This window comes from Methanomicrobium sp. W14 (genome assembly GCF_017875315.1).
In the GTDB taxonomy this organism is placed as follows: Archaea; Halobacteriota; Methanomicrobia; order Methanomicrobiales; family Methanomicrobiaceae; genus Methanomicrobium.
Genome location: NZ_JAGGMM010000001.1, coordinates 998,922 through 1,015,684 on the forward strand (window position 1 = coordinate 998,922; position 16,763 = coordinate 1,015,684).

17 protein-coding genes are annotated in these 16,763 nt (G+C 40.5%); 8 read left to right on the plus strand and 9 right to left on the minus strand.

What is annotated here, in order from left to right; genetic code table 11:
• Positions 1 to 19: 19 nt before the first annotated feature.
• From J2128_RS05240 to J2128_RS05270, 7 genes are all read right to left on the minus strand, one after another.
• Positions 20 to 1,225: an ATP-grasp domain-containing protein gene (locus J2128_RS05240; protein ID WP_209690037.1), complete on the minus strand. Its 1,206-nt coding sequence runs from the start codon at positions 1,223 to 1,225 to the stop codon at positions 20 to 22.
• Entirely contained in the window at positions 1,225 to 1,857 is a 633-nt protein-coding gene (locus J2128_RS05245) for a PHP domain-containing protein (protein WP_209690038.1), read from the minus strand. Before J2128_RS05245 ends, J2128_RS05240 begins: the two co-directional genes overlap by 1 nt.
• Positions 1,854 to 2,792 (minus strand): polysaccharide deacetylase family protein, encoded by a 939-nt coding sequence (locus J2128_RS05250; RefSeq protein ID WP_209690039.1) that lies wholly within the window; start codon positions 2,790 to 2,792, stop codon positions 1,854 to 1,856. The genes J2128_RS05245 and J2128_RS05250 overlap by 4 nt, the downstream gene beginning before the upstream one ends.
• A complete protein-coding gene (locus J2128_RS05255) occupies positions 2,779 to 3,753 on the minus strand; it encodes a glycosyltransferase family 2 protein (protein WP_245323334.1) in 975 nt (324 codons plus the stop codon). Before J2128_RS05255 ends, J2128_RS05250 begins: the two co-directional genes overlap by 14 nt.
• Before the next feature lie 575 nt (positions 3,754 to 4,328).
• Positions 4,329 to 5,252 (minus strand): SDR family oxidoreductase, encoded by a 924-nt coding sequence (locus tag J2128_RS05260; protein ID WP_209690040.1) that lies wholly within the window; start codon positions 5,250 to 5,252, stop codon positions 4,329 to 4,331.
• An 82-nt stretch (positions 5,253 to 5,334) separates the two neighbouring features.
• Positions 5,335 to 5,820 carry a metal-dependent hydrolase gene (locus J2128_RS05265; RefSeq protein WP_209690041.1) on the minus strand — a complete coding sequence of 162 codons (486 nt, stop codon included), beginning with the start codon at positions 5,818 to 5,820 and terminating at the stop codon, positions 5,335 to 5,337.
• A 3-nt stretch (positions 5,821 to 5,823) separates the two neighbouring features.
• Positions 5,824 to 6,342 (minus strand): hypothetical protein, encoded by a 519-nt coding sequence (locus J2128_RS05270; RefSeq protein WP_209690042.1) that lies wholly within the window; start codon positions 6,340 to 6,342, stop codon positions 5,824 to 5,826.
• Positions 6,343 to 6,484: 142 nt separating this feature from the next.
• Between J2128_RS05270 and J2128_RS05275 the strand changes: the two genes are divergently transcribed.
• Genes J2128_RS05275 through J2128_RS05305 form a run of 7 tightly spaced genes read left to right on the plus strand, consistent with a single transcriptional unit; the run spans position 6,485 to position 12,483 of the window.
• Positions 6,485 to 6,751, plus strand: a complete 267-nt coding sequence (locus J2128_RS05275; RefSeq protein ID WP_209690043.1) for a hypothetical protein — start codon at positions 6,485 to 6,487, stop codon at positions 6,749 to 6,751.
• Positions 6,748 to 8,019, plus strand: a complete 1,272-nt coding sequence (locus J2128_RS05280; RefSeq protein ID WP_209690044.1) for a hypothetical protein — start codon at positions 6,748 to 6,750, stop codon at positions 8,017 to 8,019. The genes J2128_RS05275 and J2128_RS05280 overlap by 4 nt, the downstream gene beginning before the upstream one ends.
• A complete protein-coding gene (locus J2128_RS05285; RefSeq protein ID WP_209690045.1) occupies positions 8,016 to 8,885 on the plus strand; it encodes a DUF4350 domain-containing protein in 870 nt (289 codons plus the stop codon). Before J2128_RS05280 ends, J2128_RS05285 begins: the two co-directional genes overlap by 4 nt.
• Positions 8,875 to 9,849 carry a MoxR family ATPase gene (locus tag J2128_RS05290; protein WP_209690046.1) on the plus strand — a complete coding sequence of 325 codons (975 nt, stop codon included), beginning with the start codon at positions 8,875 to 8,877 and terminating at the stop codon, positions 9,847 to 9,849. The genes J2128_RS05285 and J2128_RS05290 overlap by 11 nt, the downstream gene beginning before the upstream one ends.
• A 5-nt stretch (positions 9,850 to 9,854) precedes the next feature.
• Positions 9,855 to 11,114, plus strand: coding sequence for a DUF58 domain-containing protein (locus tag J2128_RS05295; protein WP_209690047.1), 1,260 nt, complete (start codon positions 9,855 to 9,857; stop codon positions 11,112 to 11,114).
• Positions 11,111 to 11,557: a hypothetical protein gene (locus J2128_RS05300; RefSeq protein WP_209690048.1), complete on the plus strand. Its 447-nt coding sequence runs from the start codon at positions 11,111 to 11,113 to the stop codon at positions 11,555 to 11,557. The genes J2128_RS05295 and J2128_RS05300 overlap by 4 nt, the downstream gene beginning before the upstream one ends.
• Positions 11,557 to 12,483 (plus strand): hypothetical protein, encoded by a 927-nt coding sequence (locus J2128_RS05305; protein WP_209690049.1) that lies wholly within the window; start codon positions 11,557 to 11,559, stop codon positions 12,481 to 12,483. The genes J2128_RS05300 and J2128_RS05305 overlap by 1 nt, the downstream gene beginning before the upstream one ends.
• On the opposite strand, the gene J2128_RS05310 is transcribed toward J2128_RS05305, so the two are convergent.
• Both J2128_RS05310 and J2128_RS05315 read right to left on the minus strand, forming a co-directional pair.
• On the minus strand, positions 12,425 to 13,411 hold the full coding sequence (locus J2128_RS05310; protein ID WP_209690050.1) for a DUF1616 domain-containing protein: 987 nt from the start codon (positions 13,409 to 13,411) through the stop codon (positions 12,425 to 12,427). The genes J2128_RS05305 and J2128_RS05310 overlap by 59 nt on opposite strands.
• Before the next feature lie 19 nt (positions 13,412 to 13,430).
• The gene (locus J2128_RS05315) at positions 13,431 to 14,618 is read right to left on the minus strand and encodes a hypothetical protein (RefSeq protein WP_209690051.1); all 1,188 of its coding nucleotides are present in this window, start codon (positions 14,616 to 14,618) and stop codon (positions 13,431 to 13,433) included.
• A gap of 169 nt (positions 14,619 to 14,787) precedes the next feature.
• Here J2128_RS05315 and J2128_RS05320 point away from each other — a divergent pair, with 169 nt between their 5' ends.
• Entirely contained in the window at positions 14,788 to 16,407 is a 1,620-nt protein-coding gene (locus tag J2128_RS05320) for a hypothetical protein (RefSeq protein WP_209690052.1), read from the plus strand.
• The last annotated feature ends 356 nt before the right edge of the window (positions 16,408 to 16,763 follow it).

Sequence of the window (16,763 nt, forward strand, 5' to 3'; positions counted from 1 at the left end):
AAACTTTATCAATTCCATTTTACTGAACTTCCCCGCTGATATTTCGCCTTCCTGATACAACATCCAGAAACTGTTTAATCAACCCCCTTAATGCTCCAATTGTTGGCAAAGGATCTTTCATAGAAATAATATCATAATATGTCCCTCGAAAAGTGAAAAATTCCTTAAGGACTTTAAATTTAGATTTGTTTCTGGAAATTGCCGAAAGAAACCAAAGAAGATCTCCCGGAATCAACCAGCGACATTTAATGCCTTCTGGGTAATTGACGATCGAATTATCATTTCCATTAATCAGTAAATCATATAGCAGATATGGAAAATCAATGCCAGATGCTATTGAAAGGGGTAAAGATCCCCAAAATCTTCCGTTTACTTCTATTAATTTAGGTATATTGTCTCTTTCGTCAAGTTTGAACTCAACCATACCTACTCCATGCCATTTTAAACTACTCATCAATCTTAAACCCAGATTTACCATATCGCAATTATAAAAGCTTTCTCTGAAAGTACTTGCACCCCCGGATATTGGATATTCTCTAAGCCTCTTATGCATGAAAAATGCCTTTGTTTCTCCGTTTTTCATTAAAATTTCAACACCATACCCACCACCGGGGATATATTCCTGAATCAATGGCATTTTCCCACTTTTATCAAGGATTTCTGTAGTTATAGAAAAAAGTTGATCTTTATCATAAACATAATTTTTATCAGTAACTTTTAGCATTACAGGCTTCTCATCTTTCCAGATAGTTTTATATCGCGATTTTACAACAACCGGATATTCTATTTGATCTGATATCTGCTCTAATTCCCTAATTGTTTCAATAAAATACGTTTTAGGGGTTGGAATACCAATTTCATTTGCTAATTTTATTGTTTTAGATTTATCATGAGTCATAAGCATTTGTGGATAATCCGGAAAAACAACCTTTGTATAATGATCCAATCTTTCTTTATTATAAGAAATAGGAATTGTTGAAACCTCCCTTGAAGAATATAATGCATCATATTTTTCTGCTTTTAAAATCTTTTCAAGAGAATCAATAAACCTCTTGCAGTCCTTCTGCGGATCTGGATAAATAAAGGACTTTTTACAATATTTTGATAATGCAGTCGTTGAAAAACGATAGGACTCTCCACAATGAACTTCAATACCTCTTTTTCCAAGAGATCTGGCAATTGCCAGGCTGGTTCTTTCTGCTCCGTCTGCTATGAATACTCGCATTATCTCACCAATTTTTTCAATCTCCCTATTGCAAAACTATAACAATGGGAGAGATAATAAGATGAACAATTTCCCGTGCAAAACCGTGGACTTTTTAATAAAATATTCCTCAAATCATCTAAATTATTCGAATAACCTTCAAATTTTGTGAAAGATCTGCCTATTTCACAAAAGGTATGAGCATCACTTCCGCTGATCTCTCTTTTTGAATATGATTCACACAATTTGGATGCCAAATCGTTTTCACTTCTTGTTGAACGTGAATTTAATACTTCAACCAGATCCACATGTTCGATCAATTCCTCAGGATCGCAATTTCTTCTAAAAGGATGAGGCAATACTATAATCCCTCCCTGATCCCTTATATCATCTATTACATCCATAAATGACCGGGAATAGATTTCATCCGATAAAAATAATCCAATAATATCTCCCTTATTTGTTTTAACTTCCATTCCTGGAATTACACTAATACCAAATTTTTTTTCAATATGATCATAAGCTTTCATAGTATCATGATCAGTAATGGAAATGACATCCAGTCCCTTTTTTGTTGCCTTCTTTATTATTTGCGATGGATTTGAGAGAGAATCATAAGAATATTTGGAATGAATATGAAGATCCATTATCATATCATAATCCCCATCAAGTCTCTTAAATTACAAAAATTAACACCTGATTTGTTAAATGCATCAATCAATGAAACAATTCGCTTTTCTACAACATCCCCCTTTATCATCCAGTAAAAAGGTCTCCCTTTACCTATCTTCGGAAAAGATTTGTTGGAGATATCAATCGGATGAAAATACATAACCGCTGGTCCTTCTTTCATACTCTGAATAAGTCCCTTCTTCAACAATCCTGATGGAAGAAACCTTAACATGGGTCCCCCCGATACAGGTATCCTGAATCCAAAGGTATTAAGATAAGCCCACGGAACTTCAATAATATCTCTTTTTTTGTTGCCGGGCACCAGTCCTCCTTCAATCGGAAAATAAGGAATGGTTCCAACTCCGTCTAAATCAGAATCAGATTTATTATAAAAAGAGTTCACGCAGATAGACGAATCATACCTGAACCCGATCTTTTCCAAAGAATCAAGCATCCATCCTGCGATTAATACATTGGGGGCACGATAACCAATGACCTTCTGCCCCGATGCATTTTCCAGTAATTTTTTTGCCTCTTTCGTTCTTTTTTCGAATTCTTCTGTAGTAAACAATGGTTTTTTTGTCTTAGGATCAATTTTACAGGCGTGTTCAAGGCCGTGGCATGCAATTTCATGTCCGTTTTCAGATATTTTTTCCACAAGTCCGGGATAATGATTGACAACGTCAGCAACAACGAAAAATGTAGCCTGAATATTCCGTTTTCCAAGGAATTTTAGAACACGAAGAGTCGGTTCGGTTAAATAATCATATTCACCAAGCCATTCCCTGAAAAATTCATCCGTGTCCTTATATACAGAAAATGGAGAACCACAAACCGAAGGTATATGATACCAGTCTTCAATATCAACAGTAACAAACAACCGGTTTTTATTACTGAAATTTTCAGTACCACCCATTTGTACCCCTCTCCTGCTCCATGTCAAAGAGCATCGCAAACAAAAGAAACATTGTTCCCATCATAAAGACCAAAAGGGACAAAATACCGTGGACAAACAAAGTGTCGATTCTCCACGCAAATTTCTCCCAGAGAGCGAAAAGTCCCGAAAAAAAACCTATGACTGCCAGAACAGCCCCGAACACATAGAAGAAGACAAGAGGATGAAACCCGAAAACGATGTACTTCATCTTCAGGCGCCAGAGGAAGTCTTTTAGAAGCAGTCGTGAGACTTTGCAGATATATGTGCTGTACCTGATGCCCGACTTTTCCTTTCCGTACTTAGCCGGGTGAGGAATATTTTTTACCCTGAACCCGTAGACGTTCAGCCTTACAAGGATATCATTGCAGTAGCCGTATCTCGGGTATACCGAATCAAGGCTTATTCTCTCAAGGGCACGGCGGCTTATCGCCGTGTACCCGTTCTGCGGGTCCACCATCTGCCAGTAGCCGGATGCAATCTTCGTGAGCATTGTCAGGACGGAATTTCCGAAAAACCTCCATTTGCTCATGCCATGCCTGAAATCAGGCGACATCAGCCTGTTGCCCATGGTATAATCGCATTTCCCGTCAACGACCGGGTCAAGAAGATGCGGCAGAAACTCAGGGTCCATCTGGTTGTCTCCTGCCATAACCGCTGCAATGTCAATACCGTCTTCAAGAACTTTTTTGTACCCGGAGACAATAGATGCGCCTACACCGCCATTTTTTTCATGATGAACTGGAAGAACCCTGGAATCTTTGTCTGCGAATTTATCAATAATATTCCCTGTTCTGTCAGGAGAACAATCATCAACTGCATATATTTTGTCAACAAAATCAGGAACGGAGGAGAGAGTATCACCAATTAAAAGCTCTTCCTTATAAGCCGGAACGACAACAGCTATGCTGAAATCTCTGTAAATACAACTACCCCCCGTCAATTATTTCAAAAAAGAACATTGTTCCCAACATTCTTCTGAGATTCTGCAAAATTTAGTATGCAGTTATTTTCATAGGAATTGCATATCAAATTTAATATACTTTTTGATCTAACTATCACAATTTGCTGTCCCAAAATCATTTGACACCGGCATCATATGCGGGGAGAGCTTCATTAAGCGGCCGGGAACAGATCTCTTCCAGTTAACATCTTTGACAACCCCACCGCCGCCGACCACTTCGCCGGCCGTCGGACCGGCCCCGCCCTCGGGGCCTCTTATTGCGATAAAACGCCCGGTGGGGAGGTTATCTTGTCTCCTGAACGAAAAAATTTTGAGCTGTGTACGTTGACGGGTGGATGCGGGAATTTAATATTTGTAAAACGAATCGGGGATACTACAATCTGACTTTCACAATTGCATTATCCGGACTCTCCTGAATTTCTACACAGATGTCTTTCCGGGAACAATACGCTTCATGTTCTGCAAATATTGACATCCTAAGAATTCAAAGAAAATGAACGGGTCAAAACATATTTCAACAACAAAGTCTGGAATTCCAAAAAAAGTATTGAAAATTAAAGACTCCTGAAATATTCAAAAGTCTCGGCCAGTCCTTCATTTAAGCTGTACTCCGGCTTCCACCCGCAGGCGCCTGAAAACTTTGAGATGTCAGCACAGGAATGCCTGACGTCGCCTGCACGCGGCGGCTCAAACTCAGGGATTATAGCTTTTCCTGATATTTCACCAAGGACATCCAAAAGCTGCAGTAAAGAAGTCTTTTTACCTGACGCAACGTTGAACACTCCTTTGACATCCGACTGCATCGCCTTCAGGTTTGCCGAAACAACGTCTTTTACAAATATAAAGTCTCTTGTCTGCTCACCGTCACCGAAGACCGTAGGTCTTTTCCCTGATATAACCGAACTAATGAATGCCGGAATCGCAGCGGCGTAGGATGAGCCCGGAAGCTGCCTGGGACCGAAGACGTTGAAGTACCTCAGAGCCACAAAATCAAGCGAATAGAGGTCTGAAAAAACAGTCCCGTAATACTCTCCCGAAAGTTTCTGGACAGAATAAGGCGACAAAGGTTCGGCCGGCATCTCCTCTGTTTTCGGCAGAGAAGGGTTGTTCCCGTATACCGCGGCAGAAGATGCCATAACAACCTTTTTCACGCCGTTTTCGATGGCTGCATTTAAAACGTTAACCGTACCTGTGAGATTCGCTTCATGCGTTTTTTCAGGATTTTTTACAGAAAAAGGAACCGATGCTATCGCAGCCTCGTGAAAAATTCCGTCAACGCCCCTGCATGCATCAAAGAGTGCTTTTTTATCTGTAACACTTGCGTTTACAACCCTTATCTTATCCCTGCACCCGGAAAGATTTCTCATATCCCCGGATGAAAAATCGTCAAGAACAGTTACATCATTTCCTTTTAAAACAAGTGAATCAACGATATGTGAGCCTATAAAACCGGCCCCCCCGGTTACAAGATAATGCATTTACAATAAATTATCTTCGGGATGTAATTATTATATCCCATAAAAAACCTCCAGGCTCCATAGTTTTTTCAAAAAAATTCTTTCAGATAAGATCTTTTTTTGACAGGTAATATACGACCAGCCCGAAAAACACCAGTATCCCGCAAAATATTTCTTCAGGAGTTGTAAGCTCTTTTAGAAGCATCTGCAGAAAATAGTCTGACGGACTGCGGCTGTATGAATACGGACCCAGAAGAGGCCAGAACCAGTTTACTGGTGATTTCCACATGCTGTCCTCAAGCTGGTGAACCAGAACTCCTATGGACAGAGATAAAACAAGAGGATTTTTAAGCCTGATTAAAACTATTACCCCGAGAACCATAAATATCAGCATTAACCAGAAACCGTGAAAAAATATCCGCCCTGATCCGATTGTCTCACCAAGAATTATATACCCGAGAGGTTTGTCAACAAGGTCCGGAAGAACACTTCCGACAGCTGCAAAAACAATTACCCGTTTATCCCGGAATAAGTAATAAAGGAGCATTCCTGCAAATAGTCCGGACAGAAGATGACAGAAAAAAAGCATGGATTAGTGGCTTACCGAAGGGACAAAACCCCCAGTATAAGGTTTTTCATACGTCACGGAGTAACCGTCAGGAAAACTCAAAACCGTTTTTTCAGGTACAACCAAGTCTGAGTCCGGAGAAAATGGTTTTAATACCGGATATTTGTCAAGGATTTCATCTATTTTCCCGCTGAGTTTGTCATAGGAAATTTCAGGCGTTTTATACGTGTAAGTCCCGTTATCTGAAAAAACATAAGCAAACGACAAAACGGTTATCGACGTCTCCGTGTCGGTCAGCGAATTTACGGAAATCTCACAGCAGGTCTCATCTTCTATTGCGTTTTTAAGAAGGTTATCTTTGTCGGGAATAAGATTGAAAGTTATATATTCTGCGAAATTAAGGCTGTAAGTCCCGGTTATATCCGCACTTCCGTCGCTGTTGACGTTTATTGTCACATCTTCTGTAGTATACGCCAAAGCAGGGCAGACAAAAAAAAGCAAAAACAACATTGCCGCCGTAAAGATTTTAGTATGCTCCCCCATTGAAACTCACCTGAAAAACTATTATGTCCTCATATCTATATCAATTGTTATGACAGGCAGGACTGTATAATAATTTTTACATTTTTCTGAAAAATATAACCAAACTTAATTTAGATTGACTGAAAAATAACTTAATCAGTTGATGGGAACGGGGAAGAAAAACATCATCGTGATATCACTGGCGATATGGATTTTAATCCTTCTTACATTCATGATTTTGTCGTCCGTGATAAACCTTGAAGTAGCATTTGTGCTCTGGCTGATTGGACTTCTGGTAATACTTGAGCTTTCGGACTCGGTATACCTGGAGCACGGGTATATAAAAAATCTTAAAATTATCACGTTTTTGGGTGTAATAATATTTTTTGTAATTGTGGTCCTTAAAGTAATGGAGATTGTAGCGAAATGAAAAAAAAGCTTGCAGTCACGGTTTTTATTTTGCTGGCAGCACTTTTCATCCTTCTTTTTTCAGGCTATATCTCAAATACAGAACTTTTTACACCAAAAAATATCCCCGGAACAGACGACAGTCTGAATCCCGATGCACTAAAACAGATATCCCAGGAAGAATCCGGTGAAACTCTTGGTATGATGCAGAATTTCATAGACCTTTCCGGAAACCTTATCCTTAATATAAGATACGAAAGGCTTGAAGATGCATATGATGACATAGAAGATTACAAAGACAGCCTCTCAAAATACGACAATATCCTGATAAACCTTGATATGACCCGGTCAGAAATAGAGAGTTTCAGGAAAAACAACACAGAACAGCTCCAGTACCTCGAAGAGCTTGCAGACCAGGTAAAAGATCTCGGGGAATTAGAGAAACTCCAGGTACAGTACCGCGACTCAGACGACCCCGACAAATATTATTCCGTCACCTACGATATCAACTATCTCCTGGAAGAGATGAAGAAAACAAAATCAGATCTTACCGAAAATACAGAAGAAACAATCAGGTCTGCGAAAAAATACGAACTTCAGACTGAAGACCTGGAAAAAGCCAAGGAAGATATAAAATTTATCGGAAGAGAACCTGACGAAAATATAACCCCCACAAAAACTCCGGCTGAAACACTCACACCTACACAGAAACCTACCGGACAAACCACGCAAATATCAACAGAAACACCGACGCCAACAGAAAATATCAATATTCCGGCTACCGGAAAAGAACCTCTAGACCAGGAAAATGATTTAAATACACCGGTATTCCTGCTATTAAGCCTCATACTTGTAGTCCTTATAATAATCACTCAGTTTACGCGTCATAAAAAAAGAGCAGGAGCAGTTAAAGTAAAAAAAACAAAACAGCAGGTTTACCTTCCGGATAAGGCAGAAATAAAAGAAAGTCCCAGGAAAAGCGTCACTGAACAAATTCTAAAAGAATATTCCGTTCTTCTTTCGGAAGGGTCCGAATCCGAAGCCTTAAGACTGCTTGCAAAAAACCTCTTTTTTGCGGTATCTGAAAAAGAAAAGGTTACATACAAGACATCGGATACAAACAACGAATTTCTCTTCAGGCTTTCAAAAGAAGCAGAAAACAATATATCTCCTTTCGTCTGCCTTTATGAAAAAATTGTATACTCAGGCATTTCCTCCGAATCCGGCAAAACAGAATTAAAAAAGATGTTTGAAGACCTGTTTCATGAATACGGGGGTAGAAAACGATGAAAAAATTTATTTACGTTCTTATTTTTCTTCTTATAATCTCAGCCTTTGCCCTTGACATTCATTTTTCGTCCTCATACGAGGAGTACAGCATGTATAACTCAAACTGGAACGGGACTTCATTTTTCATAGACGACGCCGTGTCAGACAAAGCGGTCCTGGTTGAAGACTACAGTGTACTCAAAACAGCAGAAAATTCGACTCTTCTTATAATCGAGCCTGATGGCGATTTTTCGCCTGATGAATTAAGAATCTTAAGGGACTACAAAAACAGAGACAACACGGTTTTTATTTCGGATGAAAACGGACTTTCAAAAGACCTGCTTAAAGTTCTCGGAACAAACATCTCAGTTGAAAACGTCAATTTATCAAGCATCGACATGGAATACGACAACCCGGAATTCGTCATATCATACCCTGTCAAAAACGTCCAGGAAAACAACCTTACAGAAGGCATAGAAAGCATTGCACTTAACAGGCCGGCGGTTGCAGGGGGAGGAGAAAGCATTATTACGACATCCATTTTAAGCTGGGTTGACGAAAACGGAAACGAAAGGGCTGATTCTAATGAAATCCTCGGAAAACAGGCGGTCCTTGTAAAATACGGCAACGTATACCTTCTTTCCGACTCAGGTATATTTCAGAACGCACTTTACAAAGATGAAAATTTAAAAGACAACAGAAAATTTTTGTCAAACATGCTCACGGGCACCGTTTATATAGAAAGCCGCCATTCAAAAACAGCATCTGAAACCGGATTCTTAAAGTATATCAACATCATCCACAAAAATGAGACAGTAAAAGCTTTAGCAATAATTATCATAATACTGTCATTATTATTTATATACGGGGGCAGACATGACAAATAACAAACCCGACAATGACGTCAGGCTGATTTCAGAGACATACAATTCACTAAAAGCAATATGCTCAGAATTTATAGTAGGAAACGAACGGCTGATAGAATCCGTATTTACAGGCCTTTTAAGCGGGGGACACGTTTTAATCGAAGGTTACCCCGGGACTGCAAAGACTTCGGTCATCAAAATAATTGCACGACTTTTGGGATGTGAAACAAAAAGGATACAGTGCACGGTCGACATGCAGCCGTCTGATATCCTTGGCGTCAGAATATGGAACTCTGAGAACAAGACCTTTGAACTCAGAGAAGGGCCGATTTTTACAAACATCCTTCTTATCGATGAAATAAACCGCCTGCCCCCTCGAAGCCAGAGTGCATTCATAGAGGCCATGAGCGAGAAGCAGGCGACTCTTGACGGTATTACAATACCTCTTAAAACTCCTTTTTTTGCTATAGCAACCCAGAACCCTATAGAACACGAGGGTGTATTTCCGCTTATAGAAGCGCAGAAGGACAGGTTCATGCTCCGCGTGCGTCCAGATTATCTGACAGGCGAAGATGAGCTTGAGATAATAAAAAGAGAAAATAAAGGGATTCTTGACATCAACAGGTTTCTTACGAGAATACAGCCCATACTGACACCCGAAGGTGTTGAAGAGTTGCAGGAAATCGTGAAAACTGTAAAAGTCTCAGACCCTGTGTTAAACTACATAAAAGACATAGTAATCGCGTCAAGAGAGCATTCTGACATAAAAGTCGGCATAAGCTCGAGAGGGAGCATAGCCCTGTTGAGGGGTGCGAAATCGTATGCAGCAATTAAAGGAAGAGATTATGTTATACCTGACGACGTTAAATACATCTCGAAAACCGTGGTCCCACACAGGCTTCTTCTGACATATGAAGCTGAAATAAGCGGTCTTTCTCCTGAAACGGTTCTCAGGCAGATCTTTGAAACAATAGAGGTTCCATAGCAGAAATGAAGAAAAAAAGAGATTTTCTGGTAACAGTTTCTGTTGTTTTTCTGGCGGCAGGGTACCTGCTAAGGGACAAAAAAATAATATTTGCAGGACTTTCAATATCGGCAATACTCTTTTTTGACCTCTTTATGCTGGACAATAAACTTTTCAAAATAAAATCAACACTTTTTTTCTCAAGGGGGACCCATAAAAAAATCATCACAGGGGGAAAACCATCAAAAGTAAAAGCAGAATGCAGAATAAATCTGCCCGACTATACCGCAGTCGAGATGGAGGACCTCATCCCTGACGGAGCCTTTGTTACAGAAGGTACAAATAGAAGCGGACTAATAAAAAAAAGCGGCAGTTTCCTTCTTAATTATGAAATTATCTGCCAGTCCCACGGCATAAACAGGTTCAAAGGGATTGTTATTACGGCATTCGACACTTGTTTTGAAAGAAAATTAAAGGTTAATGAAAGTTTTCCTGAAAAAAGCGAAATAAAGGTCTTCCCTAAGCCTTCGTTTGTCTCGGAAAGCTCATACCTGTATTCTGGAAAAAACACAGAAAAACCCGGGATAATCATGGGTGACGACATAAAATGGCTACGTGAATACTCTTTCGATGATGATCTCAGAAATATCGACTGGAAAGCATCTGCAAAGCATGAAAAGCTGTACGTAAGGGACCGTACATCAATCAAAAAAGATGTTCAGGTAATCTTTATTGACCTTCCTGATAAGGACAACAATGATTCGGACAGGTACGCAGAACTTTTAAGATCGGCTTTATCGTCTCTTCTTGTAAGCATGGACAAATCTATGGGAATACGCATAATTGAAATTTCAGGGGCAAACGTAAAAAAAGTCCGCAGGTCAAAAAATATTCAGCCTGAGCTTTTTGACCTGTTAAACGAGATTAAATCCGCACCAAGGGAAAAATACCTGTACAACTATTATCCTGGGAAATATGAAAGAAAAACAGATGAAGATTCGCCTTTTTTCGATTCGGTCAAAACAGGGATGAATGGTTTTTATGATGCAAAGACATTCCACATCTTTGAAAAGCAGGTTCATAACATTCTGATGAAAGAAAATGCCGGAAAAGATATATTCGTAATTGCTGTCCCGAAAGGTGATCTAAGCCACCTTAAACTTATATGCGGCATTGCAAGGTTTGGCGGACTGCGGTCATTCTGCTATCTTCCCAATAACGAAACGGCTACAGACATGCTTGCAGGTCTGAACCTGTGCGGCTTTAACGAGGTGAAAGTAATATGAATGAAAAAAATATGCAGGTCACTGCAATTGCCGCAATAGCTGCAACTGCTCTTGTGGATATAATCCTGTCAGGCTACAAAATTGCACCAGCTCTTTCACTTGCTGTTTTTATTGCAGGAACAGTCATGTACTTCAGAACAGAGCCACTTTCGGTTGTAATATTCGGGGAGATTGTAGTTATTACATCTTTTTCTTTTTATTTCATGCTAATAACGCAGTTTATCATTGGAATCTATTTTTTCTTTGTTTACGTATCAAAAGAAAGGCGTCAGCTCCTGGTTCTCTGCATATCCTTTCTGTTCATTGAATACTTCTTTGCCTGTGAAGCTTTCAGGATTAATACGGCAGAATACCTCTTCTTGGCATTTTTTGCAATCGCTATAGGCTACATAACCGTTCAGATTCACAGAAGAAAAATAGCCAAAAATGCAGGAGACTTATAATGAGGATATTTCAGCGGTTATTGCCTGGTAAAAAGGACCTGAGAAAAAAAGAGCGAAAAAACTCAAAAACTCTTGCTTTTAAAAGAAGTCCGAATTTCTACGGGGAATTCAATACATTTCCGGCAGTTTCGGTGATTCTTATAGGATTGTCAGTAATCCTTCTTGCAACGGCACTTCTGACGAACGAAAACGACTTCACAACGGCAGTTCTTGTCGTAGTAGCACTGGCAAATTTCCTGACCGCTTTAATCATTTCCGCATTTACCGAGACAAAAGGTATAAACCCTCTTTTTTCCTCCATGCTTTATCCCCCGCTTATAATCAGCAGAGCAAAATTCTTCTCAGAACTAAACGTCTTCGGCGATGCCTGCTTTATACCAAAAGAAGTAGCAGGCTCTGATGATACTATACAGTTCAATCCCACAGGTGAATACAAGGGATTTGACTACAAAAAAGAGATGTTTTCAACAGACACTAAAAAAACCGCCGGAATTTTCACAACCCCTTCATCAGAATCCCTGATGCTTTGCCTGAAAAATGACTACAGCCTTTCGCTGCTGCATTACGAGGAGGAAACTTCAGACCTGACGGAAGAGTTAAAGGAAATAACAAAGGAAATATTCTGTGAATCCTTCCCGTTATGCGAAGACGTAACACTAACTCAAAACGGTGACGAGATGATATTCAGTCTTAAGGCATTTGCACTTACTGACGGGTGCAGAATAGTAAGGGACGAGTCTCCGAAATGCTGCACTGCATCTCCGTGCCCCATCTGCAGTCTTATTGCAGCAGCTACAGCAGAGTACTCAGGAAAAATTGTGTCTGTGTCGGCTGTCAGACCGGATTTTAAAAAGGGTGATTTGACGGTTATTCTAAAGGTTCTCTCACATCAACCCACAGGTGAAGGTCACGGTAGCTTGAATTAATCCTTTCAAATCCTGTTAGATTCTCGTCAGGGTAATCGTCTTTAAAAAGCAAAAACTCAAGTTTATTGTAATCTACTGACGGGATTTCAAACTGATAATTATATTCTGCTGTTTCATTGTCAGGGACATTCACACGGGTCCTGTTCAAAACCTGCCATTTAACAATGGAAGAAGTGTTTGTCGTTTCATCAAAGTTTTGTGATACCGCATATGTTTCCACAAAATAGCTTACATTTCTGTATTCGTGGTTTCCGATTCCTATAATCAGTTCCCGGGGTTCTGTCGCGGCAAATTTTGTTGGGTAATCAGCCGCCTTTCCACCCTCGCCCAGGATATAAAACTCGGTGAACTTCTCACCTTCCTTTGGGACTGCAATCACAAACACCGTCGTTGCAATCGCGGCGATTATGGATATAACAAGAACTACAGAGATTATTTTGTCGGTTTTTGACTGATCTTTTGGAAACAGTTCTTCTCCTGCTTCCGCTGCCATCTCTTTTACCGGGACCCTGTACCTTTCTTCACCGGGGACCTGATAACGCCTGAACTGGGCAATAAAAAGCATAGCCACAGTGAAAACTGATAAAGACACGACAATCGGGTCAAGGCGTATTCCCCACGGAGTATAGTTAAGCCCGAGACCTATCAGAGGAACTACAGCTATCGAAAGGCCGAAGGAAAGAGCTGCCCTTTCTATGCCGTCAATATCCTTATTCGAAGGAAAAAGGGCTGCAATAAGTGAATACCCGGGAATAAAAAGTACAACAGGAAGAGCAAAGACAATACGAAGAAAAGTCTCGTTCAGATATGGTATATATATAAAGACCACTGCCAGTACAAGCCATAAAAATACAGCCAGGAGATCCAAAAACAAATTTTCCGGTGAAAAAGCATCCAGTATATTATCGTAAATATCGTCTTCAGACACGGAAAAATCCTCAAAAATATTATTGTTGTTTTTTGTGCTTTACATTTACCCAGACATAGGCCAAAACCGCTGCAACCACTACCACTACAAGAAGATATACCAGCGGGGACATACCTTCTTCTGAACTCTGCTCTGAACCTGACTGCGTGGATGATACAGTTTCACCCGATTCTATAAGGGCAAAAGTCCCTTCGTCCGAAACAGAAGCAACGATATACCCGTCCCGGGCAGAGGAGGAGAGTTTAACCCATTCGCCGTCTTTATACATCCCTACAAACAGACTGTCAGAATTTTCTGAAGAAACTGAATCGGGTATCCGGAAGTAAATATTTCCTTTTATTTCACTTCCGTCCGAGATAAGTGCATAGATTTTTCCAAGAATATTCCACCCTGGCGGAACCGTATCAGCAGAGTCATACATAATTACGGCTCCTGGTGCTCCGTTTCCGGCATAATACAATTCTTTGTCAGATGAGGCTACAGTATCTGCTGTTTCAGCGATACCTGATGCCGATATCGTCCCTGCCGGACTGTATGTCTCTTCAGGTGAACTGGTCTCTGTTGACTCTGCAAATAACCCTCCTGCTCCAAAAACTCCGCCTCCGGAAGCACCACCCGAAGGAGAAGTAGTTTCAGTTGGCGTTGAAGTGACAAGACCGCCTCCTACAACGATTTTGGAATTGGTTACGGTTTCCCCTGCGACCCTGCAGATAACAGTGATTATTGCATGCTCAATTCCACTTATTTTAAAAGAGATTTCCCCGGAATCAGGGCCGGACTTGGTTCCGATAAAACTCAGGTCAGTGTTTACGATATCATCCCCCCCGGATGTACCTTCAACCCACATATTGTCATATGTACCTGCACTTACGTCCTGGCTTTCCGAGATACTGCACTTGTTTTCAGAATCACCGTACTTGGTAACAGTTTTAATTGTCCCTGAAGAGTCTTCATAATTCAGGGAAAGCATCACCGAATTATCCGCCGTTGCGCTTACTGTCCCTGAAGAAAGAGAAAAAGGAATGACAAACGTATTGATATTCATCGTATAGCCACTATCAGGGGTTACGTCAAGTTTTCCTCTTATAAGAAGAGAAAAAGAAGATCCGTCCGGAATATCAGAATAATCAACAGTTAATGTATCACCAGAGTCTAAGGATGTAGGATAAACATTTATACTTGCAGCTGTACCGGCACCTGTGAACATAACGGCAAATATAAAGAAAATAAGGATTTTTCTGAGCATAATTATAATACAATTACCAAATTATTTATATCTTCATACAAATAGTAATATGCAATATTGCCGGGGGGAAAAGAGTATATCTGATGCAATAAACTGCAGCCATATTTTAAAATTTCTTATAGCATTAGTGATGTTTTCTCTTCTGGTAGCCGGTTCATCCGCCGCAGATTATTTTATTACAGCAGACCTTGGTTCTGTTTATACCTACCAGGGGACAAATGTCAGGTACATAAAAGCAGTTGATGTCAGCGACACTTCGATATCAGAAATGAAGATGGTAGCCCCTGCTTACGGGAACTCGGAATACCCCCAATACCTAAAAACAATAGGTTCCCCTGAAATAGAGAGTGTAGAAAGAATTTTTTCATCAACAAGCGGAACGGTAAAGGGAGTCACAGTCACTATATCAAAGGCTGATTCAACAGTAAATTACAACAGTCCTTTATATGATTACATATACACAGATCTCCCATACCTTCCTCATATATATTCGGAGATTCCGGGTGAAAACGGAGTATTAATGCTCGTCAGGGCCAATGAATCGGCTAAAAAAGAGGATATAACAAGCAAAAGCGATCTTATCCTGCTCCAGGAGGCAGCCTTTCTATACGTCGCAGAATACCCCAACAGGAGTATTCTGTATAAAGTAGTATCGCCTCTTTCGGCAGAAGGGACTACATACGAAGGAAGTGTAACACCATATTACAATAAAAGCAATTTTGGGGACACAATCACCCATTCCGGAAACCCTGTGAGCTTAAATGGTTATACTTCATTTGGTGCGGGTTTCCCGTCCGGTACCCAGAGAGAAGGCCACTACAGTGCAGTTGCAATGTCCTATGATAACATTGATACATTTTCTATATACGGGTACCTTGCACCGATTCTACTTGACGGAGACAGGACAATCACATGGAACGGCGCCCCGGTTCCTTCAGAATATACAAAAGGAACAGGAGACGTGGCGCTTTCTCTAAGTGGTACATCCGGTATCAGTGACATTGCATATTTACTGATTAAGTCCGACGAATCATACGATGTAAAAGTAAATGTCAACACGACCGCTCTTGCGGACAAAGTCAACAGCGAATGGAGTTCTTTTGCCTCAACGGTCCCCGTAATCTCAAGCGTAATGGAGAACATCATACTTAACGGAGTCGGTTCTGGAGCTGACGACCCATATACTTACGCTGTCAAAACAAGCGGCTCCTCTTCATATCCGTCAGAAGCATCTTCATGGTCTAAAATAGCAATAACACCAGGTTACGGGATATCAGGGTATGCAAAGTCATCATCCGTCACAGTATCAGGCGCGGATTTAAGCACTCTTACACCCGGATCATATTACGTCTATCTCTTTGCTGTAAATTCCGGTATGACAACAAAGGCATTTGACAGGCAGACCATCACTATTGCCGCACCAGCACCGACACCAACGCCCACCGGCGGAGGGGGAGGCGGCGGTGGCGGCGGAGGAGGTGGCGGATACGCCGGCCCGGTCGTCGCCGGAGAAGAAGCAAACGTGACCTCCACTGAAACCACAACCCCGACAGAGGAAACAATAGCTACAACACAGCCGACTCCAACCCCTACGGAAAACATTACCCCGACAGAAGTCACGCTGTACGAAGAAAGCGGAATCCCAATATGGGCCTGGGCTGTAATATTAATTGCAATTATTGGACTAATCGGTGGAGCCTGGTATTACTACACCAGAATAAATGAACCCGACAAAAAAGAGGAAGAATAAAAATTTTACTTAATCTATTTTTATCAGGCATTTTTATACTGCAAAGAAAGTAAACTCCTGAACCAGATCTTTATTGATAACATAGAGTCCCGAACCGGACATCTGAATATCCCTGAAATATTTTATTAATGACCTGTTTAAAATAAATAGGTTATATCTAAAATTAAATTTAATATGTATATTATGTCTCAAAACTAACCTTCATACAAGAAACATGGGAAAATTACAATTTCAGACAAAATTACATTCCCAGCCAATAACCCCAAACATAATGGCGTGAAAATAAAATTACAATAATAAAATAGCACATCACATATGAACAAACTTTCCTTTTAATTCTTCAAAAGAGGGCATCT